18 protein-coding genes are annotated in these 26607 nt (G+C 72.7%); 9 read left to right on the forward strand and 9 right to left on the reverse strand.

Going from position 1 to position 26607, the window contains the following annotated elements; all coding sequences use genetic code 11:
• The first annotated feature begins 71 nt into the window (after nucleotides 1-71).
• From IEZ05_RS28495 to IEZ05_RS28525, 7 genes are all read left to right on the forward strand, one after another.
• Nucleotides 72-353: a YlxR family protein gene (locus IEZ05_RS28495; protein WP_189233131.1), complete on the forward strand. Its 282-nt coding sequence runs from the start codon at nucleotides 72-74 to the stop codon at nucleotides 351-353.
• A gap of 174 nt (nucleotides 354-527) precedes the next feature.
• The gene (gene infB, locus IEZ05_RS28500; protein WP_189233132.1) at nucleotides 528-3605 is read left to right on the forward strand and encodes a translation initiation factor IF-2; all 3078 of its coding nucleotides are present in this window, start codon (nucleotides 528-530) and stop codon (nucleotides 3603-3605) included.
• Nucleotides 3606-3807: 202 nt separating this feature from the next.
• A complete protein-coding gene (locus IEZ05_RS28505) occupies nucleotides 3808-4101 on the forward strand; it encodes a DUF503 domain-containing protein (RefSeq protein ID WP_189233133.1) in 294 nt (97 codons plus the stop codon).
• 47 nt (nucleotides 4102-4148) lie between these two features.
• A complete protein-coding gene (rbfA, locus tag IEZ05_RS28510; protein ID WP_189233134.1) occupies nucleotides 4149-4604 on the forward strand; it encodes a 30S ribosome-binding factor RbfA in 456 nt (151 codons plus the stop codon).
• Nucleotides 4601-5506, forward strand: coding sequence for a tRNA pseudouridine(55) synthase TruB (gene truB, locus IEZ05_RS28515; protein ID WP_189233135.1), 906 nt, complete (start codon nucleotides 4601-4603; stop codon nucleotides 5504-5506). The genes rbfA and truB overlap by 4 nt, the downstream gene beginning before the upstream one ends.
• A 262-nt stretch (nucleotides 5507-5768) precedes the next feature.
• Nucleotides 5769-10034, forward strand: coding sequence for a trypsin-like peptidase domain-containing protein (locus IEZ05_RS28520; protein ID WP_229869900.1), 4266 nt, complete (start codon nucleotides 5769-5771; stop codon nucleotides 10032-10034).
• Nucleotides 10035-10171: 137 nt separating this feature from the next.
• On the forward strand, nucleotides 10172-11128 hold the full coding sequence (locus IEZ05_RS28525; RefSeq protein WP_189233136.1) for a bifunctional riboflavin kinase/FAD synthetase: 957 nt from the start codon (nucleotides 10172-10174) through the stop codon (nucleotides 11126-11128).
• Nucleotides 11129-11207: 79 nt separating this feature from the next.
• Here the strand turns inward: IEZ05_RS28525 and IEZ05_RS28530 are convergent, their stop codons facing one another.
• The 8 genes from IEZ05_RS28530 to eccE form a co-directional block, all read right to left on the reverse strand.
• On the reverse strand, nucleotides 11208-12218 hold the full coding sequence (locus IEZ05_RS28530) for an ABC transporter ATP-binding protein (RefSeq protein WP_189233137.1): 1011 nt from the start codon (nucleotides 12216-12218) through the stop codon (nucleotides 11208-11210).
• Nucleotides 12215-13213 (reverse strand): ABC transporter ATP-binding protein, encoded by a 999-nt coding sequence (locus IEZ05_RS28535; protein WP_189233138.1) that lies wholly within the window; start codon nucleotides 13211-13213, stop codon nucleotides 12215-12217. The genes IEZ05_RS28530 and IEZ05_RS28535 overlap by 4 nt, the downstream gene beginning before the upstream one ends.
• The gene (locus IEZ05_RS28540) at nucleotides 13210-14124 is read right to left on the reverse strand and encodes an ABC transporter permease (RefSeq protein WP_189233139.1); all 915 of its coding nucleotides are present in this window, start codon (nucleotides 14122-14124) and stop codon (nucleotides 13210-13212) included. The genes IEZ05_RS28535 and IEZ05_RS28540 overlap by 4 nt, the downstream gene beginning before the upstream one ends.
• Complete coding sequence (locus IEZ05_RS28545; protein ID WP_189233140.1) at nucleotides 14121-15200, reverse strand: ABC transporter permease; 1080 nt, start codon at nucleotides 15198-15200, stop codon at nucleotides 14121-14123. The genes IEZ05_RS28540 and IEZ05_RS28545 overlap by 4 nt, the downstream gene beginning before the upstream one ends.
• A 12-nt stretch (nucleotides 15201-15212) precedes the next feature.
• Nucleotides 15213-17096 (reverse strand): ABC transporter substrate-binding protein, encoded by a 1884-nt coding sequence (locus tag IEZ05_RS28550; RefSeq protein ID WP_189233141.1) that lies wholly within the window; start codon nucleotides 17094-17096, stop codon nucleotides 15213-15215.
• A gap of 358 nt (nucleotides 17097-17454) precedes the next feature.
• A complete protein-coding gene (locus tag IEZ05_RS28555; RefSeq protein WP_189233142.1) occupies nucleotides 17455-20451 on the reverse strand; it encodes an SCO5717 family growth-regulating ATPase in 2997 nt (998 codons plus the stop codon).
• A gap of 291 nt (nucleotides 20452-20742) precedes the next feature.
• Nucleotides 20743-21516 (reverse strand): hypothetical protein, encoded by a 774-nt coding sequence (locus IEZ05_RS28560; protein WP_189233143.1) that lies wholly within the window; start codon nucleotides 21514-21516, stop codon nucleotides 20743-20745.
• Nucleotides 21516-22877: a type VII secretion protein EccE gene (gene eccE / locus IEZ05_RS28565; protein ID WP_189233144.1), complete on the reverse strand. Its 1362-nt coding sequence runs from the start codon at nucleotides 22875-22877 to the stop codon at nucleotides 21516-21518. The genes IEZ05_RS28560 and eccE overlap by 1 nt, the downstream gene beginning before the upstream one ends.
• Before the next feature lie 221 nt (nucleotides 22878-23098).
• On the opposite strand from eccE, the gene eccB reads away from it, so the two are divergent.
• Nucleotides 23099-24625 (forward strand): type VII secretion protein EccB, encoded by a 1527-nt coding sequence (gene eccB / locus IEZ05_RS28570; protein WP_189233145.1) that lies wholly within the window; start codon nucleotides 23099-23101, stop codon nucleotides 24623-24625.
• 29 nt (nucleotides 24626-24654) lie between these two features.
• Nucleotides 24655-25908, forward strand: coding sequence for a type VII secretion-associated serine protease mycosin (gene mycP, locus IEZ05_RS28575; protein ID WP_189233146.1), 1254 nt, complete (start codon nucleotides 24655-24657; stop codon nucleotides 25906-25908).
• 182 nt (nucleotides 25909-26090) lie between these two features.
• On the opposite strand, the gene IEZ05_RS28580 is transcribed toward mycP, so the two are convergent.
• Entirely contained in the window at nucleotides 26091-26582 is a 492-nt protein-coding gene (locus IEZ05_RS28580; RefSeq protein WP_189233147.1) for a hypothetical protein, read from the reverse strand.
• Between the last annotated feature and the right edge of the window lie 25 nt (nucleotides 26583-26607).

Here is a 26607-nt window from a genome sequence, read left to right on the forward strand (position 1 = left end):
GGTTGGTGCACGGCATGTGTTCGATTCTTGCCCCAAAGGGGTGAGGTCGGTCCGGGGAGGTAGACTTAGGAGTGTCTGGCCGGACACCTAGCCGCGCACGCCCTGAGCGCACCTGCGTGGGGTGCCGGGAGCGAGCGGTGAAGAGCGAGCTGCTGCGGACCGTGGTGATCGAGGACGCGTGCGTCCCCGATGTACGCGGTACGCTGCCCGGCCGGGGTGCGTATGTGCATCCCGCCACGGTCTGTGTCGACCAGGCACTGCGCCGCAAGGCGTTCCCGCGGGCGCTCCGCGTCCCGGGTCCGCTCGACGTAAAGGCGTTGCGCCGCTACGTCGAGCAGGCACAAGGTTGCTGAAAGCACCATGTAAGCAACGTGGTAAGGAAGACATGCCGTACGGAACCCCGTGCGGCTTGGTACCTCGCGAGTCGAAAGCAGGTCGAGATTGCGATGAGCACTCGATGAGTACGCGATGAGTACGCCCATGAACTAGCGACGGTCCGGACGCAACCCGGACCTCAGAGGAGCGAAGTGGCTAAGGTCCGGGTATACGAACTCGCCAAGGAGTTCGGAGTGGAGAGCAAGGCCGTCATGGCCAAGCTCCAGGAACTCGGTGAATTCGTCCGTTCGGCGTCTTCGACCATCGAAGCGCCCGTAGTACGCAAGCTGACAGACGCCTTCCAGCAGGGCGGTGGCAACGGCAAGTCCGCCAAGCCGGCCCCTCGCAAGGCGACCCCCAGGCCCGCCGCGCCGTCTCCGGCGCAGGCCGCGGGCCCCTCCCGTGCCGTTCCGGCAGCGGGAGACCGTCCGGCCGCGCCGCGTCCGGCCGCACCCAAGCCCCCGGCCGCGGAGCAGCCCGAGACCCCGTCGGCGCCCGCGCCGGCAGCCTCGGGCACGCGTCCGACGCCGGGTCCCAAGCCGGCCCCGCGTCCGGCTCCGGCCGCACCGGAGTTCACCGCGCCTCCGACGCCTCCGGCGGCTCCCGCCGCCCCGGCGCCGTCGTCCGGCCCCCGGCCCGGCGCGCGTCCCGGCGCCCCGAAGCCCGGCGGTCGTCCCGCCGGTCCCGGTCAGGACCGTGGTCAGCAGGGCGGCCAGGGCCGTCCCGGTGGCCAGCGTCCCGGTGCCCCGGCACAGCGTCCCGGCGGCCGCCCCGGCGGTCCGCGTCCGGGCAACAACCCCTTCACCTCCGGCGGCAACGCCGGCATGGCGCGCCCGCAGGCGCCCCGTCCGCAGGGCGGCCCGCGTCCCGGCGGCCCCGGTGCCCCCGGCGCCGGTCCCCGTCCGGGAGCTCCCGGCCAGGGCGGCGGTCCGCGTCCCCAGGCTCCGGGCGGCAACCGTCCGAGCCCGGGCTCGATGCCGCGTCCGCAGGGCGGTGCGGCCGGTCCCCGTCCCGGCGGCGGTCCGCGTCCGAACCCCGGCATGATGCCGCAGCGTCCCGCTGCCGGCCCGCGTCCCGGCGGTGGCCCCGGCGGCCGCGGCCCGGCCGGTGCCGGTCGTCCCGGTGGCGGCGGTCGTCCGGGCGGCGGCGGCTTCGCCGGTCGTCCCGGTGGCGGCGGCGGTGCCGGTCGTCCCGGTGGTGGCGGCGGTTTCGCCGGTCGTCCCGGTGGTGGCGGCGGCTTCGGTGGCGGCGGTGGCCGTCCCGGCTTCGGCGGCCGTCCCGGCGGTCCCGGTGGCCGTGGTGGCACGCAGGGCGCCTTCGGCCGTCCCGGCGGTCCCGCGCGTCGCGGTCGCAAGTCGAAGCGGCAGAGGCGCCAGGAGTACGAGGCCATGCAGGCCCCGTCGGTCGGCGGCGTGATGCTGCCTCGCGGCAACGGCGAGACCATTCGCCTGTCGCGCGGTGCGTCGCTCACCGACTTCGCGGAGAAGATCAACGCCAACCCGGCGTCGCTCGTCGCGGTCATGATGAACCTCGGCGAGATGGTCACCGCGACCCAGTCCGTCTCCGACGAGACGCTCCAGCTCCTCGCCGGCGAGATGAACTACAACGTTCAGATCGTCAGCCCGGAGGAGGAGGACCGCGAGCTGCTCGAGTCCTTCGACCTGGAGTTCGGTGAGGACGAGGGCTCCGAGGAGGACCTGGTCGTCCGTCCGCCGGTGGTGACCGTCATGGGTCACGTCGACCACGGTAAGACCCGACTGCTCGACGCCATCCGCAAGACGAACGTCATCGCGGGCGAGGCCGGCGGCATCACCCAGCACATCGGTGCCTACCAGGTCGCGACCGAGGTCAACGAAGAAGAGCGCAAGATCACCTTCATCGACACCCCGGGTCACGAGGCGTTCACCGCCATGCGTGCCCGTGGTGCGCGCTCGACCGACATCGCGATCCTGGTCGTCGCGGCCAACGACGGCGTCATGCCGCAGACGGTCGAGGCGCTCAACCACGCGAAGGCGGCCGACGTGCCGATCGTCGTCGCGGTCAACAAGATCGACGTCGAGGGTGCCGACCCGACCAAGGTGCGCGGTCAGCTGACCGAGTACGGCCTCGTGGCCGAGGAGTACGGCGGCGACACCATGTTCGTCGACATCTCCGCCAAGCAGGGTCTGCACATCGACTCGCTGCTGGAGGCCGTGATCCTCACGGCCGACGCCTCGCTCGACCTGCGTGCCAACCCGCACCAGGACGCGCAGGGCATCTCGATCGAGTCCCGTCTCGACCGCGGCCGCGGTGCCGTGGCGACGGTCCTCGTCCAGCGAGGCACGCTGCGGGTCGGCGACACGATGGTGGTGGGCGACGCCTACGGCCGCGTGCGCGCCATGCTCGACGACAACGGCAACAACGTCGCCGAGGCGGGTCCGTCGACGCCGGTCCAGGTCCTGGGCCTGACCAACGTCCCGGGTGCCGGTGACAACTTCATCGTGGTCGAGGAGGACCGTACGGCCCGCCAGATCGCGGAGAAGCGCGCCGCCCGCGAGCGGAACGCCGCGTTCGCCAAGCGCACGCGCCGCGTCTCGCTGGAGGACCTGGACAAGGTGCTCAAGGCCGGCGAGGTCCAGCAGCTGAACCTGATCATCAAGGGTGACGCTTCCGGTTCGGTCGAGGCCCTCGAGTCCTCGCTGCTCCAGCTGGACGTCGGCGAAGAGGTCGACATCCGCGTCCTGCACCGCGGTGTCGGTGCGGTCACGGAGTCCGACATCGACCTGGCGATGGGCTCCGACGCCATCGTGATCGGCTTCAACGTGCGCGCCGCCGGGCGTGCCGCGCAGATGGCCGAGCGCGAGGGTGTGGACGTCCGGTACTACTCGGTCATCTACCAGGCGATCGAGGAGATCGAGGCGGCCCTCAAGGGCATGCTCAAGCCGGAGTACGAAGAGGTCGAGCTCGGTACGGCGGAGATCCGCGAGGTCTTCCGCTCGTCCAAGCTGGGCAACATCGCGGGTGTTCTCATCCGCTCCGGCGAGGTCAAGCGCAACACCAAGGCGCGCCTGCTGCGCGATGGCAAGGTCATCGCGGAGAACCTCAACATCGAGGGTCTGCGTCGCTTCAAGGACGACGTCACCGAGATCCGCGAAGGCTTCGAGGGCGGTATCAACCTCGGAAACTTCAACGACATCAAGGTCGACGACGTCATCGCGACGTACGAGATGCGCGAGAAGCCGCGGGTGTGACACCCGGCTGCTCCGGCCGGCCGACGGGACCTGTCCCGTCGGCCGGCCGGCCGCTGTCTGCGGCACCCCGCCGCGTCGCCCGTCGGCCGGCGGGGAAACCCCGTCGAGCCACCGGCCGGATCGGGGTACCGTTCTTGATGTCCCTGCCCACACCTGTGGCTGGGCCATCGATCCCGTACCGGCGGGTCATCCGGATACACACATGTACGTGGGGACGCTGTCCTTCGACCTCCTCCTCGGCGACGTACGGTCGCTGAAGGAGAAGCGCTCCGTCGTCCGCCCGATCGTCGCCGAGCTCCAGCGGAAGTACTCCGTGAGCGCGGCCGAGGTGGACAACATGGACCTGCACCGGCGAGCCGGTATCGGTCTCGCCATGGTCTCCGCGGACGCGGGGCACCTGACCGACGTACTCGACCGGTGCGAACGGCTGGTCGCCGCCCGTCCCGAGGTGGAGCTGCTGTCGGTCAGACGGCGCTTCCACGGCGAGGACGACTGACTTCCCCAGCCCAAGAACAGAGACAGGAAAGAACGGGAGACGGACCAGTGGCCGACAACGCGCGGGCGAAAAGGCTGGCGGACCTCATCCGAGAGGTGGTGGCCCAGAAGCTGCAGCGCGGGATCAAGGACCCGCGGCTCGGCTCGCACGTCACCATCACGGACACCCGGGTCACGGGTGACCTGCGGGAGGCGACCGTCTTCTACACGGTGTACGGGGACGACGAGGAGCGCAAGGCCGCTTCCGCCGGGCTGGAGAGCGCCAAGGGCATCCTCCGCTCCGAGGTCGGCAAGGCGGCCGGCGTGAAGTTCACGCCCACCCTGACCTTCGTCATGGACGCCCTCCCGGACACCGCCCGGAACATCGAGGACCTCCTCGACAAGGCGCGCCAGTCCGACGCGAAGGTGCGCGAGGTGTCCGCGGGCGCCGCGTACGCCGGTGAGCCGGACCCGTACAAGAAGCCGGGCGCCGAGGACGACGAGACGGACGACACCGCGGAATGACCGACAAGCACCCCACGCCCGACGGCCTTGTCATCGTCGACAAGCCGTCGGGCTTCACTTCGCACGACGTCGTCGCCAAGATGCGGGGAATCGCCCGGACGCGGCGCGTCGGGCACGCCGGCACGCTCGACCCGATGGCGACGGGCGTCCTGGTCCTCGGCGTGGAGCGGGCCACCAAGCTCCTCGGGCACCTCGCCCTCACCGAGAAGGAGTACCTGGGCACCATCAGGCTCGGGCAGACGACGCTGACGGACGACGCCGAGGGCGAGATCACGAGGTCGCAGGACGCCTCGAAGGTCACCCGGGAGGCCGTCGACGCCGCCGTCGCCAAGCTCACCGGCGACATCATGCAGGTGCCGTCCAAGGTCAGCGCCATCAAGATCAACGGCGTGCGCTCCTACAAGCGGGCGCGCGAGGGCGAGGAGTTCGAGATCCCCGCCCGTCCCGTCACCGTCTCCTCCTTCGCGGTGTACGACGTCCGGGACGCCGTCGCCGAGGACGGCACCCCGGTGCTGGACCTGGTGGTCTCGGTGGCCTGCTCCTCCGGCACCTACATCCGCGCCCTGGCCCGCGACCTCGGCACCGATCTGGGTGTGGGCGGCCACCTCACCGCGCTGCGCCGCACCCGCGTCGGCCCGTACAAGCTGGACGCGGCGAAGACGCTGGACCAGCTCCAGCAGGACCTTGCGGTCATGCCGGTCGCCGACGCGGCGGCCGCCGCCTTCCCGCGCTGGGACGTGGACGTCAAGCGGGCCCGGCTGCTCCTCAACGGGGTGCGGCTGGAGATGCCCGACTCCTACGCGGGCGCCGGTGCCGTGGCCGTCTTCGACCCCGAGGGCCGCTTCCTCGCGCTGGTGGAGGAGCACCGGGGCAAGGCGAAGAGCCTGGCCGTCTTCGGCTGAGCCGACGGCCCGTCAACTCCCGTCCGTGGAGCGGCGGTCACGGGGACTGCCTGTTTCCGCCGCTCCACGGTCCCCCTCGGTTCCCCCACCCCCTAGGGTGTATCCAACCTCTCCCTTCTGTTCACCCGTCCGGGCAGGCGCTCGGAGTGAACCGGGGGAGCGGAAGGGGGCGCGTTCGCGAGGAGATCTGCCCCGCCGATCTTCACCTGCCTACCGTCATACAGAGCACGGGTGTACGGCGGTACGGCGGGGAGGTGCGGCGATGGCGTCGCGGAACCGGTCCCGGGAGGCGGACGGCAGCGCACGACGACTGCCGCGGAACGACCTCCCGGGCACGCAGGACGATGCCCTGCCGTCGCCGGACGACGCGGACGGCGCCCTGGTCCGCATCCAGGACCTGGCCGGCCGCCCCCGCGGCACCGGATTCGCCGCCGACCACCACGGCACCGTGATCACCAGCCACGAAGCGGTCGACGGCCTCACCCGGCTCGTCCTGCTCACCGCGGGGGACCGCCGCCTGGTCGTGGCCGCCGCGGACGTGACCCCCCTGCCCGACCTCGGCCTGGCCCTGGTACGCGCCGAAGGGCTCGGCACCGGCCCGCTGCCCGTCACCGTGCGGGACCGCGTCGAGGCGGGAACCTACGTCCGGATCGCCGCCGGCTGCTGGCGCGAGGCGCGGGTCCTCGGCACCACCGACGTCACCTACACGGCCACCGACCGCTTCCACCACGTCGGCGATGCCCTGGAGCTGGCGCTCGGCACGTCCGGGCGGGACGCGCTGCGGCTGGGCGGCGGCGCCGCCGGCGGACCCGTGCTCGACGTCACGACCGGCACCGTCCTCGGCGTCCTCGGCACCGCCCTGACCTCCGGCCACCGCGACGTCGGTTTCGCCGTGCCGCTGCGCGCGTCCACCGGCCCGCTCGCCGACCTGCTCGCCGAGAACGCGGAGACGGTTCCGGCGTACGGCGCCGACCTCAACCTGGCGGGAATCCTCGAACTCACGGCGACGTCGATGCGGGGTGACGGCGCGTACGGGGCGGGGCCGGTACTGCCGGTGGACCTGGCCGGCTCGGATCCGTCGGGTCCTGCCGCACCGGTCGGACGGGACGCGCCCGCCCGCGAGTTCACCGCGTTCGCCGCCCGCACGGGTGGGCCGGTCCATGTCCTCGGGCTCGTCGGCGCGCCCGGGACCGGTCGCACGACCGAACTGGCGGCCCTCGCCGCCCGCCGTTCCCGGGGCCCGGAACCCGCGCCCACGCTGTGGCTGCGCGGCGCCGATCTGTGCGGCGACGACACGTCGGTGGCCGACGCGGCGCGCAGGTCGCTGGCCCGCGCGGCGCGCGTCGTGGCCGCCTCGGACCGGCCCCGCCCGGCCGGTTTCGGTGACATCACCCCGGAGCGCCTCGCCCGCCTCGCCGGCTCCGCCGGCCGTCCCCTGCTGATCCTCCTCGACGGCCCGGAGGAGATGCCGCCGGTCCTGGCCCATCGCCTCGCCGAGTGGACCGAGGGCACGACGGTGTGGCTGAGGGAGACGGGGGCACGGCTGGTCGTGGCGTGCCGGGCGGAGTACTGGGAGCGGGCGGGGGCGCAGTTTCCACGGGAGGTGCTGCACGGTGCGGCGGCCGGGGAACCGGCGGCTGTGTGCGGGCGGGGGGAGCGGCTGTGGGGACCGGTGCCGTCCTGGGCGGCGGAGGCAGGGGAGCTGTCCGGGGTGACTGCGCGGGGGCTGGGGTCCGGAGACGGTGATGCGGGGCCGGCGCCCCGTCGGGTGCCGGGCGGGGAGGGGGCGGCCGGTACCGGCGCCGAGGGTTCCCGGCCCCTTGGGGCGGAGGGGGCTGCCGGGGCGTTCGACCGATGCGGGGCCTTCTCATCGGACGTGGGAACGGAGGCCGGCGTTCCGACCGACCCGGCGTCCGCTGCCTTTCCCGCGGGACCGGCAGCATGCTCTTCCGGCCTCGGGCCCGACGCCCCACCCCCTGCCTCGAGCGCGTCTCCCACCCTGCCGTCCCTCCGATCGCCGGGCTCGGTCCGGACGCCTCCCGCACCCGGCGCGGCCGGCACCGCACCCGCGCCGCCGGCCTCGAGCCGCAAGCCCGCGACGTCCCGCCCCTGTCCCGGAGGAGGCTCTGCCGGAATCGGGGGCGGTTCGTCGGGGTCGGGCGCGGAGGCGGCCGTCGGAGGCTGGAGGCGTTCGGGGGAAGTCCGGCCGGGCAATGGGGCGGAGGCCGGCCCCCGGGACTCTGCGGGGTCCGGGGGTGGTCCCTCGCGGCTGGGGCCGCAGACCACCGTCGGGAGCCCGGGGTGGTCCGGGGCTGTCCCGGTGAGGCTGCCGACCGTGGGCGCCCGGCGTCCCGCAGCGGACGCCGTCGGGTGCGGCGCGCTGCCGCCCTGTGTGCGTCTCGGTGACCTGCGGGACGACGAGGCGCGGGAGGCGCGGGCGCGCTACCGCATCGCGGAGGGCATTCTGTCGGACGGCGACGGGCGCCACCCCCTCACCCTCCGCCTGCTCTCCGAGGTCCAGGCCGCCCTCCCGGGCGCCGCCCTGCCACCCGTCCGCATCGATCGCGACGCCGCCTTCGGCGCCTATCTGGACCTCATGTGCCTGCGCGTCGCGGCCCGGCTGGCCGCGGAGAACGGCCTGCGCGGCACCGCCGTACGCCGGCTCGCGGCGCGGGTCTCCGGGCAGGTCCACGAGGCCGCCCGGCGCAGTCTCGGCCCCGGGCAGGGTGAGCTGGACCGGGAGTCCTTCGGGGAGCTGTTCCCCTGGGGTCCGGCGCCGGCCCGGCTCGGCGGCGGCACCGGATGGGCTTACGCCGTACTCGCCGAAGGCCTCCTCGTCACCGCGGGCAGCGGCTACCGCTTCGCCCACGAGGAGTTCGCCGACTGGATCCAGGGCACCCACCTCGACCTGGACGAGGCCCTGCGCGTCCTCGTCCACGACCGCCATGCCCCGCAGGACATCCACACCGTCCCCGTCCCGCGCCATCGCATCGGCCCCGTCGTCGAGGCCCTGCTGCACCTCGGCCGGCAGTACGGCGTTCCCCAGCTCGCGCTGACACTGGAGGAGCTGGTGCACGCCCTGGACGCCGAGCCGCACTCCTGGTGGGCCGGCCGGCTCCTCGCCGGGACGCTGACGCGCGTGCCCGACGCGACGCCGTACACGGAGGTGCTGCGTCTGCTCGCCGACGGCATCGCGGAGCGGCGGGGCGGAGGGCGCCCCGCGCCCGCGGAGTTCGGGCCCGCGTTCTGGACGGACCTGCGGCTGCCGGAGGCCACGCGGCTCGACCTGCTGCGCCGCCTGCTCCTCGCCGACGGCGCCCCGCACGAGGCCGGCCCCCGCCACCTCGACACCGTCGCCCGCCTGCTCGCCGCCGATCCCGCGACCGTCCAGCCGCTCCTCGTCCGCTGGTTCGAGGACGAACGCCCGCTGCCCGCCACCCCGCACGCCACCGTGGCCACCGCCGCCCAGGCGCTGCTGCACACCCACCGCCACCGCGGTCTGGACGGCCTCACCGAGGTGCTCGCCGACAGCACGCACCGACGGGCCGACGAGCTGCTCGCCGTCCTGGCCGAGGAGGAGCCGTCCGCCGTGTGCCGGGCCGTCGACCGGTGGGCGCGTGACGAGCGCCCCGCCCGGCACTCGGCGGCCGTGACCCACGGGCTGCGCGCCGCGCCCCACGCCCGGACCGCCGCCGACCGCACCCTGCTGCGCCACGCCGCCCTCGTCCTGCTCACCCGCCCCGCCGACGGCCTGCTGCACGGCGGCGCCCTCGCCCTGCTCGTCCAGGACCCGGGCAGCCGCGACCGGCACCTCCCGCGGGCGCTGGACCACTTCGCGGCGGGCGACCCGTACCTGCCGCCGAGCGCGGTGGCCGCCGCCCTGCCGACCCACCCGGACCCGGTCCTCGACGCCTTCCGGGCCCGGCTGCGCGGCCCGGACGCCGGGGAGGCGCTGCGCAGGCTCCTCGACGCCACCACGCCTCAGCTGGCCCGGCGGGTCGCCGTACTGATCGGGGAGGCCGTGACGGAACGTCCGGAGACCGCCGGGCACGTGGCCGCGTACACCGACCGGCGCCTGGACCAGGGCCCCGCCGCCCGTGGCGTACTCCTCCCGCTGGTCACCGGACTGCTCGACGGCGGGCCGGAGCCGGTGCGGGCCGCGCTGGCCGGTGTCCTCGCCGGTGACGGCGCCCCCGCCTCCGGTTCCCTCCGCCGGGAGCTGCGGGACCACCTCCTGGCCCACGAGGACGACCCGGCCGTCCTGGACGCCCTGTTGCGCGCCGCCGCCTCCCAGGGCGGCGACGGCGGGCGGGCCCTCGTCCACCGCACCGCCCTGCTCCTGGTCCGCACCCCGGACGGCACCACCCGCCTCGACCGCGGCCTGGTCGATCTGGCCCGCCACCTCCCCGGGTTCGCCGGCCGGGTGACCGGCTGGCTGGCGGACGCCCCCGACGAGTGGGCGGCACTGGTCGGCCCGAGCGCACGCCGCACGATCGAGAGCCTGGCGGGCACCCGCGTCCCCGCCTGACCGCGGCCGGGGCGCGGCGCGGCGTGCGGCCGGTCACAGCACCCATGCCGATGCGGGCGGGAGGCGCCCGGCATGGCACCCTTAGACCTGCATCGAAGGCTTCGACTCCGACGAGTGTGCGACAAGGAGCAGACACAGTGCAGCGCTGGCGTGGCTTGGAGGACATCCCCGAGGACTGGGGGCGCAGCGTCGTCACCATCGGCTCCTACGACGGAGTCCACCGCGGACACCAGCTGATCATCAAGCATGCCGTGGACCGCGCCCGTGAGCTGGGCGTTCCGGCCGTCGTCGTCACCTTCGACCCGCACCCCAGCGAGGTCGTCCGCCCCGGCAGCCACCCGCCGCTGCTCGCCCCGCACCACCGCCGCGCCGAACTCTGCGCCGAGCTGGGCGTGGACGCGGTGCTGATCCTCCCCTTCACGACGGAGTTCTCGAAGCTGTCCGCGGCCGACTTCGTGGTCAAGGTCCTGGTCGACAAGCTGCACGCCAGGGCCGTCGTCGAGGGCCCCAACTTCCGCTTCGGCCACAAGGCCGCCGGGAACGTGGACTTCCTGACCGAGCAGGGCCGGATCTACGACTTCGAGGTCGAGGTCGTCGACCTGTACGTGTCCGGCGAGGCGGGCGGCGGCGAGCCGTTCTCCTCGACCCTGACCCGCCGCCTGGTCGCCGAGGGCGACGTCCGGGGCGCCGCCGAGATCCTGGGCCGGCCGCACCGGGTGGAGGGCGTGGTCGTCCGCGGTGCCCAGCGCGGCCGGGAGCTGGGCTTCCCCACGGCCAACGTGGAGACCCTGCCGCACACCGCGATCCCCGCCGACGGCGTGTACGCCGGCCGGCTGCACGCCCAGGGCGAGGTGATGCCGGCCGCGATCTCCGTCGGCACCAACCCGCAGTTCGAGGGCACCGAGCGCACGGTGGAGGCGTACGCCATCGACCGCGTCGGCCTCGACCTGTACGGGCTGCACGTCGCCGTGGACTTCCTGGCCTTCGTGCGGGGCCAGGCGAAGTTCGAGACGCTGGACGCGCTCCTCGAGCGGATGGCCGAGGACGTCCAGGAGTGCCGCGAGATCATCGCGGCGGACGACAAGCGGGCCTGACCCCGCCCGGCACCGGGCGACGGTGACCCCGCGGGTGGCCGTCGGTCGCGGCCACCCGCCTACGGGCCGTCCGGCGCCCTCAGACCGCCCCGGTCTCCGCCCCCGCCTGCTCCTGCGCCCGCGCCCAGTGGCACGCCACCTGCGCCTCCCCGCCGCCGTCGAGAATCTCCAGGTCCCGGGTCCGGCACGCGTCGGCGACGCCCACGCGGGACGCCTCGCCGCTCGCCAGGACCTGGCAGCGGGCGTGGAAGCGGCAGCCGCCGGGGACCCGGGACGGGTCCGGGGGCTCGCCGGTGAGGACGACCGGGGCCCCGGGGGCCTCGGGCAGGACGGACAGCAGGGCCTGGGTGTACGGGTGCCGCGGCGCCGTCAGCACCTGCTCGACCTCGCCCGTCTCCACGATCCGGCCGAGGTACATCACCGCGACCCGGTCGGCGATGTTCCAGGCCAGACCGAGGTCGTGGGTCACCACCAGCGCGGACAGCCCGAGTTCGGTACGCAGGCGCAGCAGCAGCGCGAGGATCTCGCCGCGCACCGAGGCGTCGAGGGACGCCACCGGCTCGTCGGCGACGACCAGTTCGGGCTCCAGGACCAGCGCGCCCGCGATGACGACCCGCTGGCGCTGGCCGCCCGACAGCTCGTGCGGGTAGCGCAGGAAGAACCGCTCCGGCGGCCGCAGCCCCGCCCGGGCCAGGGCACCGGCGACCGCCGCCCGCTCGTCACCGCCGTGCCCGTGGATGCGCAGCCCCTCGGCGACGGCGTCGTACACCGTGTGCCGCGGGTTGAGGGAGCCGCTCGGGTCCTGGAGGACCAGCTGGGCACGCTTGCGGTAGGCCTTGAGCGCGCGTGAGGAGTAGCCGAGCGGCGCCCCGTCGAAGGTGACGCGGCCCGAGGCCGGCGGGACCAGCCCCAGCAGGGACCGGGCCAGGGTCGTCTTGCCGCAGCCGGACTCGCCGACCAGCGCCACGATCTCGCCCGGCCGGATGTCGAGGTCGACCCCGTCCACGGCCCGGGCGGGCGGTGCGCCGTGCCGTCCGGGGAAGGTGACGTGCAGGTCCTCGACGCTCAGCAGCGGTGGCGTGGTCGTCATGCGGTGCTGCTCCTCACTTCTGCTTCCTCCGTGGCCGCCGGTGTCCCCGCGGACACGTGCACGCACGCCGCCCGCCGGTCCGCGCCCGCCGCGCGCAGCGCCTGGTCGTCGGTCGCGCAGACGTCCAGCGCGACGGGACAGCGCGGGTGGAAGGCGCAGCCGGACGGGACCGCGGCGGGGTCGGGCGGGTCGCCGGGCAGCCCACGCGGCGCGAACCGCGACCGCGGGTCGCCGATCCTCGGGAACGCCTCCGACAGCGCCCTGCCGTAGGGGTGCCGGGCGTCGTCGTAGACCAGCCGTGCCGGGCCCTCCTCGACCACCCGGCCCGCGTACATCACCGCGAGCCGGTCGCAGGTGTCGGCGAGGACGGCGAGGTCGTGACTGATCATCACCAGGCCCACGTCCTGCTCGCTCACCAGCTCCTCGATCAGGCGGAGGATCTGGGCCTGGACCATCACGTCGAGTGCGGTGGTGGGTTCATCGGCGACGATCAGACGCGGATCGCAGGCCAGCGCCATCGCGATCATCACGCGCTGCCGCTGCCCTCCGGACAGCTCGTGCGGGTAGGCGGACGCCCGTGCCGCCGGCAGGCCCACCTGCTCCAGCAGCTCACCGGCCCTCCTGCGCGCGCCCGCCGAGGTGGCCCTGCGGTGCAACAGGATCGGTTCGGCGATCTGGTCGCCGACGCGGTGCACGGCGTTGAGGGAGTGCATCGCGCCCTGGAAGACGATCGACGCCCCGGCCCAGCGCACCGCCCGGACCCGGCCCCACTTCATCGTCAGCACGTCCTCCCCGTCGAGGAGGATCTCGCCGCCGACCCGGGCGCCGGCGGGCAGCAGCCGCAGCAGCGCCAGTGCCAGCGTGGACTTGCCGCAGCCGGACTCGCCCGCGATGCCGAGTTTCTCGCCCGCGGCGAGGCTCAGGTCGACCCCGCGTACGGCGGCCGCGCCGCCCGGGTAGGTCACTTCCAGATTCCGGACGTCGAGCAGACTCAACGGGACACCCCCAGCCTGGGGTTGAGAACGGACTCGACCGCACGCCCGCACAGCGTGAACGCCAGCGCGACGACCGCGATCGCGATACCCGGCGGCACCAGGTACCACCAGTCGCCGGAGCTGACCGCCCCCGCCTCCCGCGCGTCCTGCAGCAGCCCGCCCCACGACACGACCGAGGGGTCCCCGAGCCCCAGGAACGCCAGGGTGGCCTCGGCGAGAATCGCGGAGGAGATGATCAGGGTGGTCTGGGCGAGGATCAGCGGCATCACGTTCGGCAGCACGTGCCGGGACATGATGTGCCCGTGCCCGCCGCCGAGCGCCTTCGCGCGTTCGATGTACGGCCGCGACTCCACCGCCAGCGTCTGGGCCCGCACCAGCCGCGCGGTCGTCGGCCAGGTGGTGACGCCGATCGCCAGGACGATCGTGCCCAGCGAACGGGACATGACGGTCGCGAGCACGATGGCGAGCACGAGCGTCGGCATCACCAGGAACCAGTCCGTGACGCGCATGACCACCGTGGCGTACCACCCGCGGAAGTGCCCGGCGGTGATGCCGATCAGCGCGCCGATGGCCACCGACAGCACCGCGGCGAGCAGCCCGACCAGCAGGGAGACGCGCGACCCCCAGATCAGCAGCCCCAGCAGACTGCGCCCGAACTGGTCCGTCCCCAGCGGGAACCGGCCGCTGGGAGCCTCCAGCGGCTGCCCGGGAGCGTCGGTCACGCTCTGCACGTCCGACCCGACGGTCAGCGGCGCGGTCAGTGCCAGCAGCCCGAACAGCACCAGCGCGGCGAGCCCGAACAGGCCCGCGCGGTGCCGTCGGTACTCCTTCCAGAAACGTGCGGCGGAGGCCCGGCGGCGCTGCCACGCGAGCATGCGCGGGCCGAGCGGCGGAGCGGTCTCGGCGGTCATCGGGCCACCCTCGGGTCGAGCAGTGGATACAGGAGGTCGGCCAGGGTGTTCATCAGGATCACCGCCGAGGCGAAGACGAAGAACAGCCCCTGTACCAACGGCAGATCGGGCACGCTCAGCGCCTGGTAGAACAGCCCACCGAGCCCCGGCCAGGAGAAGACCGTCTCGACGAGGATGACACCGGCGACGGTCCGGCCGAGGTTGACGAAGATCAGCGTCACGGTCGGCAGCAGCGCGTTCGGCACGGCGTGCCGGCGCCGTACGAGGTCGTCCCTGAGGCCCTTGGCGCGCGCCGTGGTCAGATAGTCGCCGCCCATCTCGTCGAGCAGCGCCGACCTGGTGACCAGCAGCGTCTGCCCGTACTCCACCGCCACCAGCGTCACGACCGGCAGGACGAGGTGGTGGGCGACATCGAGGACGTACGCGAAGCCCTGCTCACCGCCCGACTCCATGCCCCCGGTCGGGAACATGCCCGGGATCGGGCCCACGCCGACCGACAGCACGATGATGAGCAGCAGCCCCAGCCAGAACGAGGGGATGGAGTAGAGCGTCAGCGCCAGCCCGGTGTTGATCCGGTCGCCGAGCCGGCCGTGCCGCCACGCGGAGCGGGTGCCGAGGAAGATGCCGAGGGCCGTGTACAGCACGAAGGCCGTGCCGGTGAGCAGCAGCGTGTTCGGCAGCGCCTCGGTGATCTTGTCGACGACGGGGCCGTGGAACTGGTACGAGGTCCCCAGGTCCCCCGACAACGCCTTGCCGCAGTACTGGGTGAACTGCTGCCACACCGGCAGGTCGAGACCGAACTCCCGCCGGTAGGAGGCGATCTGCTCCGCGGACACCGGGCGGCCGCCGGTCATGAACTTCACCGGGTCGCCCGGGATCAGCCGGAAGAGGAAGAAGCTGGTGACGAGGACGGCGAACAGCGAGACGGCCGCACCGGCCAGCTTGCCGGCCACGTACCGCAGGTACGCGGCCCCGGCGCCGGCCCGTGACGCGCGCCCCGCCCCGGCCGGTCCGGACTTCACCGGACCGGCCGCGGCCGCTGTCCCGAGCGAGGAGGATGTCGCTTCCGCGGTCATGAGCGGGCCCGCCTACTCACGCTCTTCCGCCGTGGACCGGCGGCGCACCGCGAGCAGCACGCCGAGTCCGACGAGTACGACGACGCCCGCGGCGATCCCGATCACCACGCCGGTCGACGACGAATCGTCCGAGGAGTCACCGGAGTCCGCGGGGACGGCGGACCACCAGCTCCAGTAGCCGTCCTGGCCGTAGATGTTGCCCGCCTTTGAGGGCATCGTGGTGATCGACTTGATCTGGTCCGTGCGGTAGGCCTCCACGGCGTTCGGATAGGCCATGACGTTCATGTAGCCCAGGTCGTACAGCCGCGACTGCATCTGCTTGACGATCTCCGCCCGCTTGGCCGGGTCGTACTCGGCGAGCTGCTTGGCGTAGAGGTCGTCGTACGTCTTGTCGCAGATGAAGTTGTCCGTGGCGCCGGTGTCCTTGGGCGTCTGCGGACGGGCGGCACAGGTGTGGATGGAGAGCACGAAGTCGGGGTCCGGGTTGACGGACCAGCCGTCGAAGGCCAGGTCGTACTTGCCCGCGAGCCATGGGTCGGTCACGTTGTCGAGGCAGTTCAGGGTGGTCTCGATGCCGAGTTCGCCCCACCACTCCTGGAGGTACTTGCCGACCGCCTTGTCGTTGGGGTCGGTGGCGTGGCACAGGACGCGGTAGTTCAGCGGTTTGCCGTCCTTGCCGACGCGCTTGCCGTCGGCGTTCTTCCGGTAGCCCGCCTCGTCGAGCAGCTTGCCCGCCGCGGCCGGGTCGTAGGCGAGTTCCTGGCTCGCCGAGGGCTTCCAGAAGTACGAGGAGAAGCGTGGCGGTATGTAGCCCTCGCCCTGGACCGCGTGGCCCTGGAAGACCTTGTCGACGATCGTCTTGCGGTCCACCGCCATGAACAGGGCGTTGCGCACCCGCTGGTCGAGCAGCGACGGGTGGCCGTCACCGAACTTCGTGCCGTCCTTGGACTGCGCGCCCGGGTTGGTGGCGAGGGCGTAGAAGCGGCGTCCTGGCGCGTCGTTGACGTGGATGTTCTTGTCGCCCTTGAGGGAGTCCGCCTGCGCGGGGGTCAGCGACGGGGACCCGGCGACGAAGGACACCTCGCCCTTGCGCAGGGCGGCGACGGCGGCGTCCTGGTCCTTGTAGTAGCGGAAGACCAGCTCGTCGAACTTCGGCGCGCCCCGCCAGTAGTCCTTGTTGGCCTTCAGCCGCACATAGCTGTCCGGCTTGTAGTCGGTGAGGAAGAACGGTCCGTCGCCGACGAGCGGGAAGTTCTTGTCGTTGTTGAACTCGGAGAAGTCGTCGACCTTCTCCCACACGTGCTTGGGCACGATCGGCACGTCGAGCGCGGTCATCGTGGCCTGCGGCGTCTTCAGCTTGATCACCAGCTGGGTGGGGCTGGGCGCGGTGACCTTCTCGAAGTTGGTGACGAAGCTGCCGTTGGCGGTGGCGGCGCCGTCGTCGGTCATCATCTTGTTGAACGTCCACGCCGCGTCCTCGGCGGTGACCTGCCGGCCGTCCGACCACTTGGAGTCGGAGCGGATGGTGTAGGTCCAGGTCAGCTTGTCCGGGGACGACTGCCACTGGGTGGCCAGGCCGGGGATGACGTGGTTGTCCTTGGGGTCGTAGCTGGTCAGGTACTCGTACGTCAGCCGGTGGATGCTCGTGCTGACCAGCCGTACCGCGAGGAACGGGCTGAGCGAGTCGACGCTCTGCGCGACCGCGACGGTGAGGACCTTGCCGCCCTCGCCCTCCCCGGCCTGTACCGGGCCGCTGCGAGGTCCGGCCGAGGCCGTCGGGGTGGCGAGGCCGGACGCGAGGACGAGGGCGGCGGCAGCGCCCGCGGCGGCCGGCAGCCGCATCCTCTTCAGGCGGGAGCCGATACGTCCTCTGCCGTGCTGATCTTGTGTGTTCATGGTTCGGAGACCTCGCGTCATCACTCGCGCGGGACGCTCGCTCGGCGTGCCACACGGGGCGGGCTTGAACAGGTGCGAACAGACGTGAACGTGCTTGAGCAGCCTTGTGTGAAGCTTGATCGGTTGACGCCGACGGAATGAAGTGTGTGTCTATCAGCGGCAGTCTGCGCGCGTCAACGGTGTGTCAAACCCCATGTGGCCTGCGGAAACGACGAGTTCACCGCCGGGTCGCCCACATTGGTGGAGACCATTGACGCCTTGCTGGTGAGAGTGTGGCGGCGCGTTCCCGCCGGTTCTGACCGCGAACGCGCGAAGGCCCGCGCCGTCGGGTGACGACGCGGGCCCGGGGACCGCAGGCTCACTGCTGTGGTGGGGGAGGGGGCGGGGTCTGGCCCTGCGGGTGCTGCGGCTGCTGGGGGTGGCCGGGCTGCTGGGGGTACGGCTGCCCGGGCTCTTGGGGGTACGGCTGCCCCGGCCCCTGGGCGGGCTGCCCGTACTGCTGGGGCTGTCCCGGGTACGGCTGTCCCGGCTGGGGCTGCCCGGGATGGGGCGGCTGGGGCGCGAACTGGCCCGCACCCGGCTGCCCCGGGTACGGCTGGCCCGGATAGGGGGCCTGTCCGGGCCAGCCCTGCCCAGGTCCGGGCTGACCCGGCATCGCCTGCCCCGGGAACTCGTGGCCCGGCATGGGCGGCGCGGCGACCGGCGGCGGGTTGCCGTCGGACGTCCACAGGCCGTGCGACTGCTGGTGGCGGACGAAGTCCTCCGCGACCATCGCCGCGAGGTTGAAGTACGCCTCCCGCACCTTCGGCCGCATCATGTCGAGGTCGACCTCGGCACCGGCCGCCAGGTGCTCGTCGAACGGCACCACCACGACACCCCGGCACCGCGTCTGGAAGTGGCCGACGATGTCCTCCACCTTGATCATCTTGCCGGTCTCGCGGACCCCCGAGATGACGGTGATGGAGCGGGACACGAGGTCGGCGTACCCGTGCGCGGACAGCCAGTCCAGCGTCGTGCTGGCGCTGCTCGCACCGTCCACGGACGGCGTGGAGATGATGATCAGCTGGTCGGCGAGGTCGAGCACCCCGCGCATCGCGCTGTACAGCAGACCGGTGCCCGAGTCGGTCAGGATGACCGGGTACTGCCGGCCCAGGACGTCGATCGCGCGCCGGTAGTCCTCGTCGTTGAAGGTCGTGGACACGGCCGGGTCGACGTCGTTGGCGATGATCTCGAGCCCGGACGGCGCCTGGGACGTGAACCGCCTGATGTCCATGTACGAGTTGAGGTACGGGATCGCCTGGACGAGGTCACGGATGGTGGCCCCGGTCTCGCGGCGCACCCGGCGGCCGAGCGTACCGGCGTCCGGGTTCGCGTCGATCGCGAGGATCTTGTCCTGCCGCTCGGTGGCGAGCGTGGAACCCAGCGCGGTGGTCGTGGTCGTCTTGCCGACACCGCCCTTGAGGCTGATGACGGCGATGCGGTAGCAGGAGAGCACCGGGGTGCGGATCAGCTCCAACTTGCGCTGCCGCTCGGCCTCTTCCTTCTTGCCGCCCAGCTTGAAGCGCGAACCGCCGGCCGTCGGGCGGCTGCTCTTCGCCTTCTGCTTCTTGTTGTTGAGCAGCCGGTCCGACGACAGCTCCACGGCCGCCGTGTAACCGAGCGGCGCCGCACCCGGGTTGGTGGGCTGCCGCTGGTCGTGCTGGATGGGCTGCGGCCAGGCGGTACCGAGCCGGGGGTCGGCCGGCTGCTGGGGGTGGGGCTGGGGTGCGGCCTGGTGCGGTGGCTGGTGCTGCTGGTCGGGCTGTGCCGGCTGTGGTGCCTGCGGCTGCTGGGGCGACTGTGGGATCTGGCCGTGCTGCACCTGCGGCGGCACCTGGTGCGCCTGGTGCGGGACGCCGGGCTGCTGCGGTTGTCCCTGCGGCGCGGGCGGCTGGGGGAAGCCGTAACCGGCGGCGGGCGTGGCACCAGGACCGCCCGGCTGCGGGAAGCCGTAACCACCGGGCTGGGGCTGCGGGACCGAGCCACCCGGCTGCGGGAAGCCATAGCCGGCGGCGGCGGGCATGGCCCCCGGACCGCCCGGCTGCGGTGCCTGCGGCGGGGCGGCCGCCGGGGGAGTGGCGCCCTGCGGCGGGAAGCCGTAACCCGCCGGAGCCGGGGGCTGCCCCGGTGCCTGGTCGGGAGGCATCGGCGCACCGGCCTGCGCATGCCACGCGGCGGGCGCCGGCTGCGGGGCCTGAGGCTGGAAGGAGGGCTGCTGCGCCGGCACGTCCGGCTGCGCCGGCGCGGCGGGCCCCGGCTGCGGCTGCGCGGGCCACTGGTGCGCCGGAGCGGGCGCGGCCGGAGGGTACGACGGAGGCAGCGGCGGCACACCGTCCGGCGCGGCGGGAGGTACGTCGACGGGAGCGGTGCCCTGCGGTGCGCCGTCCAGCGGGGACGGAGCGACCGGAGCCGGCGGGGCGGGTTCGGCGGGCCGGTCCGTCACGGGCTCCGCGGTCGGGTCGGCGTCACCGGTCGCTTGCGGAGCCTCGGAGACGCCGGCGGAAAGGCCCTCGTCGCCGACCGCGTTGTCCTCTCCCGCCACCTCGTCGTCGCCGTCGGGGTGCTCGGTCTCCACAGCGTCGTCGTCCACCGACGTGGATGCTGCCGTCGCGTCACCCGCATCGGCGCCGGCGTCGTCGTCGGTGACGCCGTCGGCCTCGTCGGAGACGGGCGCGTCGGAAGCGACCGGCTCACCGCCGGCTTCCCCGGCCGCACCCGCCGCCTCGTCGGCGTCGGTCTCCGGCTCGTCGTTCTGCCGCGCTTCCTCCTGCCGCGCCTCGTCGGCGGCGGCGAGTTCCGCGAACTCCCGCTTCAGGGCGGCGGCCGAGAACCGCATCGTGGCACCGCTCTCGAGGTCGCCGTTGCCGGGCTCGGGCTCGACCCGCGGCTCCGACGGTACCTGCTGCTGAACATCCGGTTCCGGAACCGGGTCGGGCTGGACCGCCGCCCCGGCCGGCGGCTGCTGAGGCTCGAAACCGCTTCCCACGGGAAGACCGGGCACCCCGGCAGCGGGAGGCGCGGACGGCGCGGGCGGAGCGTAGGGCGTACTCGTCGCCGGCGGGGGCGGCGGTGTGAAGGGTCCGGCCGGCTGGGACGGCGGCTGAGGAGCGGGAGAAGCGGGCGCAGACGCGGCGCCACCCGACGCACCGGCCCCCTGCCCCTGTCCGGAATCCCCGGACGCGTTCTGCGTGTACCAGGCGGGCGGCGCGTAGTCGATGGTGAACTCGCCCGTCGTCTCGATTGCGGACTCCGCGTCGGGTTGGTCATCGCCGGGTGTCGCCCAGCCCCCGCGGATCCCGTCCCGATCGCTGCTCACAATTCCTCCTGGTGTGGTCGAGCACCCTCACGCCGTGCTGGGGCGACCCTTGCTTGTCGTTCGCCGTTGTCCGAGGTCGTTCGAGGTCGTCCGATCCACCGGCTCTCCCCCTGGGACGCCGACGCCCCGTCCACGGGTTCTGGCGTCGCGCCGGGACCCAGCCTAATCACCACAGGCACCACCCCGGCAGCCCCGCCCGCCCCCCGATGCCCGCCGATCTCGACATCCGCCGCGACGAGACCGGGCAGGCACAGGCGACGTGACACACCAAAACGGTCGAAAGGCGGTCGGTCAGTCCATCCGGCGAGGAGTACCCAGCAGACCGACCTCGGCATCCGTCGGCTGCGTCATCACGTACTGCCGGTCCCGTTCCGTACACCACAGGGTGACGCCGTCGGCGAGCGTGGGCAGGGCCTCGTACTCGGCACGGGGCAGCCGCGCCGCGCGGCCGATCTCCACCGCCTCGTCCGGCGAGACCCGCTGGACACCCACCAGACGCGCCTGACGCATCAACCGCGGTGCCACCGGGCTCAGATACGGCAGCAGCGTGAGCACCGACTGCCACGGCGCCGACGCCACCCGCCCGCGCGGGGGCCGCATGCCGCAGTCCCGGATCACCAGGACCGGTCCCATCGCCGAGGCACCCTGCGGAGGCACCCGGCCCACGTCGTGCACCGTCATTCCCGACTGGCCACCGCCGACCGCCTGGACGACCTGCGCCCAGTGCCCGGGTCTGCCGGTCTCCACCGTGACCCGCGCACCCGTCGCCGCCGCGCGAAGCGCCAGCACCTGCGCCGTCCACAGGCCGCCGATGAACAGGATGTCGAACGGCGTCGGCCGGTTCACCCCGAGCACGGCGGGCTGCCCCTCGGCGTCCACGCCCACGACGACGCCGTCGTCCCCGACGGGCAGGGCGAGCGTGTCGATCTGGGAGAGGGACAGCGTGTGCCGCGGATGCCGCGGCCCCAACAGCCCGAACCCGGTGCGCAGTCGCTCCCGCAGCCCGCTGGCGGGCCGGTCGCCGACGGCGGGGGCGGCGGGTGACGTCGTCGTGGTCATGGCCATCAGCGGGCACCTCCGAGCGGCAGCGTGGCGAGCACACCGGGCAGTTGCTCACGGTCGAGACGGACGATCCCGGTCCGCGCCTGGCGCGCGGCACGCTCCAGGGCCCGGCGCGCGTCGGACAGCTCGGTGCTGCTGCGGCCGGTGACCCGCACATGCCCGGTGACCGCGACGTCCTGCTGCCCGCTGCGGGCCAGCGTCAGACTGAACGTCGTCGCCAGCGCGGGAACCGCCGTCAACTGGGCCACCAACTGCGGCAGCGAGACGCCCGAACCCCCGAGCTGCGGCCAGCGCCGCACCCAGTAGGTGGTGTGCCGCCGGTTGTCGCAGCGCCAACTGCGGCTGGACTCCTCGGTCCGGCGCCGGGGCGCGTCGCCCTGGTCGGCCTGCGAGGTCACCATCGGGTTGGCGCACGCCGAGGTGGCGATCGCGGCGGCCAGCTCCTCCTCCGTCAGCACGTTCGTCCGGAACCCGGCGCCGGTCAACCGGCTCGACAGGTGCTCCGCCGAGCGCACCAGGCACTTCTGCGCCCCGAGGAGCCCGCCGCCGCGCGCGGCCACCGCCTCCGGGCACAGCTCGGGGTCGAGCTTCAGCGCGATCCACATGATGCGGACCGCGGGCGACACCGTCTCCGCCTGGAGCTGCGCGTAGTTCGTCACCACGACCGACTGCTGGGGCAGGTGAGGCGCGGGCGCGGGCTGCGTGTGCACCACGACCTGGGCCGACTCCAGACGGATGCCGTCCACGTCGAGCACGTCCCGCACCAGGGCCAGAGGCAGCGGCGTGCGCCCGCGCTCGGCGCGCAGGGCACCGGCGTCGGCCTCCACCTGGAGGACGGCGGTGAGGAAGCCCCCGTCGCCCACCATGCCCACCGGGCGCCGGTCGTGGTCGTCACGGTGGCTGTACTGGTACGTCCGCAGGTTCGGCTCGCACTCCACGGCGGGGACCAGGCTGGAGTCCACTCCGGACGGCAGGGGAGCCCCCGGCGCCTTGCGCAGCCGGGCCCGCAGCGCCAGCTGACTGCCCAGCCACTCCGGCAGGGAGCGCCCCCGCCGGCGTACGACGGCGAGCAGCGCCAGGATGCCGGCGACCACACCCGCCGGCACCAGGGCGGCGGGACCGACGAGCCAACCGCACACCACCAGAGCGGCGGCCAGCTCCAGCATCACCAGCCGTTGCAGGGCGAAGGAACCACCACGTCCCGAACGCGCCTGCAGATGCGGTGTGACGGACCCGCGGGCGGTCGAGGAACCGCGTGCGGTCCCGGCACCGCGAGACCTCGCGGAACCACCGGTGGTCGCCGCCGCGTCGGCCCGCCGCGCCGCGGATTGCGATCGCGACCGGGTTCGCGGTGCGGAAGCCATCACTGCAAAACCCCCGAACTATCCCAGAAAACACCGCACTCAGCAGGCGGCGAGGCTTCAGCACCCTACCCGTGCCGCGCGCACCACTGTGCAACAGGCATAGTAGGTGCCGGGTCTGACAACCGAGGTTCCAGAGGCAACCGGGACGGGGCGGACGCCAGTGGTCCGCACTGCCGCTCCATCGGTCTCCATGGCTTCGTACGGGGAGAGAACGAACACAGATGGCATCACGGCGCGATGAACTGAACGCCTACACCTTCGCGAAGCGCCGCACTCTCGCGTCCTTCCTGCAACCCTCTCCGACAGGCTCGGAGGAGGGAGCTCCCAAACCGCTCAGAGCGGTCGTGCCGGGCCTCGTCGTCGGGGTGGTCGTCCTCGCCGTGTTCGGCGCGATCGGCATGTTCAGCCCGACGGCCCCGAAGGGGTGGGACGAGCCGGGCGCGCACGTGATCGTGGCCAGCAAGTCCACGACCCGGTACGTCGTCCTGAAGACGGGCGGGGAAACGCAGCTGCACCCGGTCCTGAACATGGCGTCCGCCAAGCTCCTCCTGGACCCCGACAAGGACAGCGTCATCACCGTCGCCGAGGACGTGCTGGACAGCGGCAAGCCCCCGCACGGAGCCACCATCGGCATCCCCTACGCACCCGACCGCCTGCCCTCGCCCGACGAGGCCGAGAAGGCCATGCGGTGGGCGGTCTGCGAACGCCCCGGACCGGGCGGCAGGGCCATCCAGAAGGCGGCGTTCGTCCTCGCCGAGAAGGAATGGTCCAAGACCGAGGGCGCGGACAGACTCTCCGGAGGAGAGCTGATGTACGTCGTCGGCCCGGACGGCAAGAGCCAGTACGTGGTCGACTCGCGCGGATACGCCTACCCGCTGGCGGACCCGGCCGACAAGGAACTCCTCAAGGCCCTCGACACCCAGGGACGCGCGCCGCAGCGCGTCTCCCAGGACTGGCTCGACACCCTCCACAAGGGCGACCCGATCGCCATCCCCGACATCAAGGGCACCCCCGGCGCGGACGCGGGAGCCTCCGACATGCTCCGCCAGTACGACAAGGTCGGCATGGTCATCAAGGCCTACGACGGCCGGCGCATGCAGTACTACGTGGTGCTGCAGGGCGCCGTGGCGCGCATCTCGGAGTTCACCGCCACCCTGCTGCTCAACAGCGGCGACCTCGTCGGTGTCGGACAGGCCGGTGAGGCGCAGCAGGTGAGCCCCGGCGCGGTCGTCGACAGCACCGACTTCGACGGACAGCGCAACTGGCCGTCGTACCGGCCCCAGACGGTCAACGACGGCTCCTCCGCCACCGCCGGCCGCAACACCGTCTGCAACGTCCTGCGCTCGGTGAACGGCAAGAACGGCACCACGACCCTGTCCACCTGGGCGGGCAAGGACTTCCCCGCCCAGCTCCCCACCGGTTCCTCCAGCGCCTACGTCACCCCGGGCTCGGGCCAGCTGTACCGGCAGTTCCAGGGCACCGAGACCGGCGCGGGCGGAGTCTTCCTGGTCACCGACACAGGGCTGCGGTACGCCCTGCAGTCCAACAACGACAGCGCCACGGACGACAAGGGCATCGGAACGTCCGCCAAGGAACGCGAGCAGCAGCTCAACGAGGCGCAGATCGCCCAGACCCGCCTCGGCTACGAGAAGGTGAAGCCGTCCCCCGTGCCGGTGAACTGGTCGACCTTCCTGCCCACCGGCCCCCGCCTGTCGGAAGCGGCGGCCCGGCAGCCGCAGGGCTCGTAGCGGTGGCCCCCCAGGAGAACGACGAAGACATGCTGCAGGAAAGCCGCTTCACCAGGATCCCCCGCACCGCTGTGACCGTCCTCGCGGCGACGCTCCTCGCGGGGACGGCGGTGTGCGCCCTCCCGGCGCCCGAGGCCCGGGCCGACGACAGCGGACAGTGCACGTTCCCGTCGAAGAAGTACGAAGGCCGGCCGTGGTCGCTGCAACGCGTCAACCTGGACGAGCTGTGGGAGCAGTCCAAGGGCGCCGGCGTACGCGTCGCGGTGATCGACACGGGCGTCGACGTCAAGAACCCGCAACTCACCGCCGCCGTCGACGCGTCCAAGGGCAAGAACTACCTCCCCGCCAAGAACTCCAAGGGCGAGGAGATCGAGCGGGGCAACGCGCAGGGCACCACGGACACCGTCGGCCACGGCACCCGGGTGGCCGGCATCATCGCCGCCCGCCCCGCCAAGGGCACCGGCTTCGTCGGCCTGGCCCCCGAGGCCACGATCATCCCCGTCAAGCAGAACGACGCGGAGGGCAACGGCACGGCGAAGACCCTCGCGCAGTCGATCCGGTACGCCGTCGACGCGGGCGCCGACGTCATCAACATCTCCCAGGACACGGCCAACGCCGTCGAGCCCGCTCAGAGCCTGAAGACCGCGGTGGACTACGCCCTGGCCCAGCAAGTCGTCGTCGTCGCCTCCGCCGGCAACGACGGCCTCGGCGGCAACGTCAAGGTCACCTACCCGGCCTCCTACGACGGCGTCCTCGCCGTGGCGTCCTCCGACCGCAACAACGAACGCGCGCCCTTCTCCCAGTCGGGCGAGTTCGTCGGCGTGGCGGCCCCCGGCGTCGACATGATCTCCACGGTCCCCGGCGGCGGCCACTGCTCGGACAACGGCACGAGCTTCTCCGCGCCCTACGTGGCCGGGGTGGCGGCCCTCCTGAAGGCCAAGTACCCCAAGTGGACGGCCGCCCAGATCGTCGCCCAGATCGAGCAGACGGCCGAACGCTCCATCCCCGGCCACGACCGCCTCGTCGGCTGGGGCGTCATCGACCCGCTCAAGGCCCTCACGGACGTCGACCCGGCCCACCCCGTGGAATCCCCGGCCCCCGACAAGGGCGTACTCCCGGCCGAGGCCCCCTCGGTCCCCCCGGTCCACTTCGGCGAAACGGCCGAGGAACGCAACACCCGCGTGGGCACGTACGTGGTGGTCGGCGGCCTGGTCCTGGTAGCGGGCCTGACCGGCACGGCAGTAGCGGTGAGGGACGCCCGGCGGAGGCGCGGGGGGCGGTGAGGGCGCGACCCAGGCGGTCCTTTTGCAGATCCGCAAGTGAGGCCACGAACTCAGAGATCGTCCAAACCGACCGATGGCGCGTCACCGCGAAGAGTCTGCTCGGTCCGTTTCGCGGAACAGTAGCCGGACCGGGTCGGCAGCGCAGCCTGCCAAGGTAGTAAGCCGACGCATGCCCTGACCCTTCACCGGCATACTGCCGAGTTCTCGACCGACCGCGTGTACTCGGTAATCATTCTTTCCATCGCGACTGCATCGTCTACCTCGTCAGCATACGCCTGAACTGTGACGAAAAGGTCGCGTCCAGGATGTTCGGCGCTGGAGCAATGCGCCCTTTTCGCGGCACCCGAGCCCGTAAGCAGGTAGTTGCCGTCACCTGTCAACTTCGCTGACTTCAGTTGAGGGATACCCCGAGCCACTTCGACGATCTTCGTGCCTTCTTCCCACCACTCCTGACTGGACATCAGTGCCGCCTTTTGGTCGACGTTCAGTTGGCAGCGCTTCCGGCTGGGGACCGGGTTCTTCTCCTCGAAACTGATCTTTCTTCCTGGCGGGAGCAACTGAGAAAGCGTCCCCTGATCAATCGGAATGCCGCAGAGTGCCTTGGGGACTCTGTACTCCTGCTTTTGATCGGCCTCGCTACAGCCAGCGAGACAGCCCAAGACCAAAAGCATCATCCAGGCATGTGTGAGATGTCGAGTG

It is taken from the genome of Streptomyces flaveolus (assembly GCF_014648815.1).
Taxonomy (GTDB): domain Bacteria; phylum Actinomycetota; class Actinomycetes; order Streptomycetales; family Streptomycetaceae; genus Streptomyces; species Streptomyces flaveolus.

Bases quoted from the DNA above. Each gene is read 5' to 3' on its own strand.
- IEZ05_RS28550 (WP_189233141.1), bottom strand. From the start codon at position 17,096: ATGAACACACAAGATCAGCACGGCAGAGGACGTATCGGCTCCCGCCTG.
- mycP (WP_189233146.1), top strand. From the start codon at position 24,655: ATGCTGCAGGAAAGCCGCTTCACCAGGATCCCCCGCACCGCTGTGACC.
- IEZ05_RS28545 (WP_189233140.1), bottom strand. From the start codon at position 15,200: ATGACCGCGGAAGCGACATCCTCCTCGCTCGGGACAGCGGCCGCGGCC.
- IEZ05_RS28560 (WP_189233143.1), bottom strand. From the start codon at position 21,516: ATGGCCATGACCACGACGACGTCACCCGCCGCCCCCGCCGTCGGCGAC.
- eccE (WP_189233144.1), bottom strand. From the start codon at position 22,877: ATGGCTTCCGCACCGCGAACCCGGTCGCGATCGCAATCCGCGGCGCGG.
- IEZ05_RS28580 (WP_189233147.1), bottom strand. From the start codon at position 26,582: ATGATGCTTTTGGTCTTGGGCTGTCTCGCTGGCTGTAGCGAGGCCGAT.
- truB (WP_189233135.1), top strand. From the start codon at position 4,601: ATGACCGACAAGCACCCCACGCCCGACGGCCTTGTCATCGTCGACAAG.
- IEZ05_RS28540 (WP_189233139.1), bottom strand. From the start codon at position 14,124: ATGACCGCCGAGACCGCTCCGCCGCTCGGCCCGCGCATGCTCGCGTGG.
- IEZ05_RS28505 (WP_189233133.1), top strand. From the start codon at position 3,808: ATGTACGTGGGGACGCTGTCCTTCGACCTCCTCCTCGGCGACGTACGG.
- eccB (WP_189233145.1), top strand. From the start codon at position 23,099: ATGGCATCACGGCGCGATGAACTGAACGCCTACACCTTCGCGAAGCGC.
- IEZ05_RS28520 (WP_229869900.1), top strand. From the start codon at position 5,769: ATGGCGTCGCGGAACCGGTCCCGGGAGGCGGACGGCAGCGCACGACGA.
- IEZ05_RS28530 (WP_189233137.1), bottom strand. From the start codon at position 12,218: ATGACGACCACGCCACCGCTGCTGAGCGTCGAGGACCTGCACGTCACC.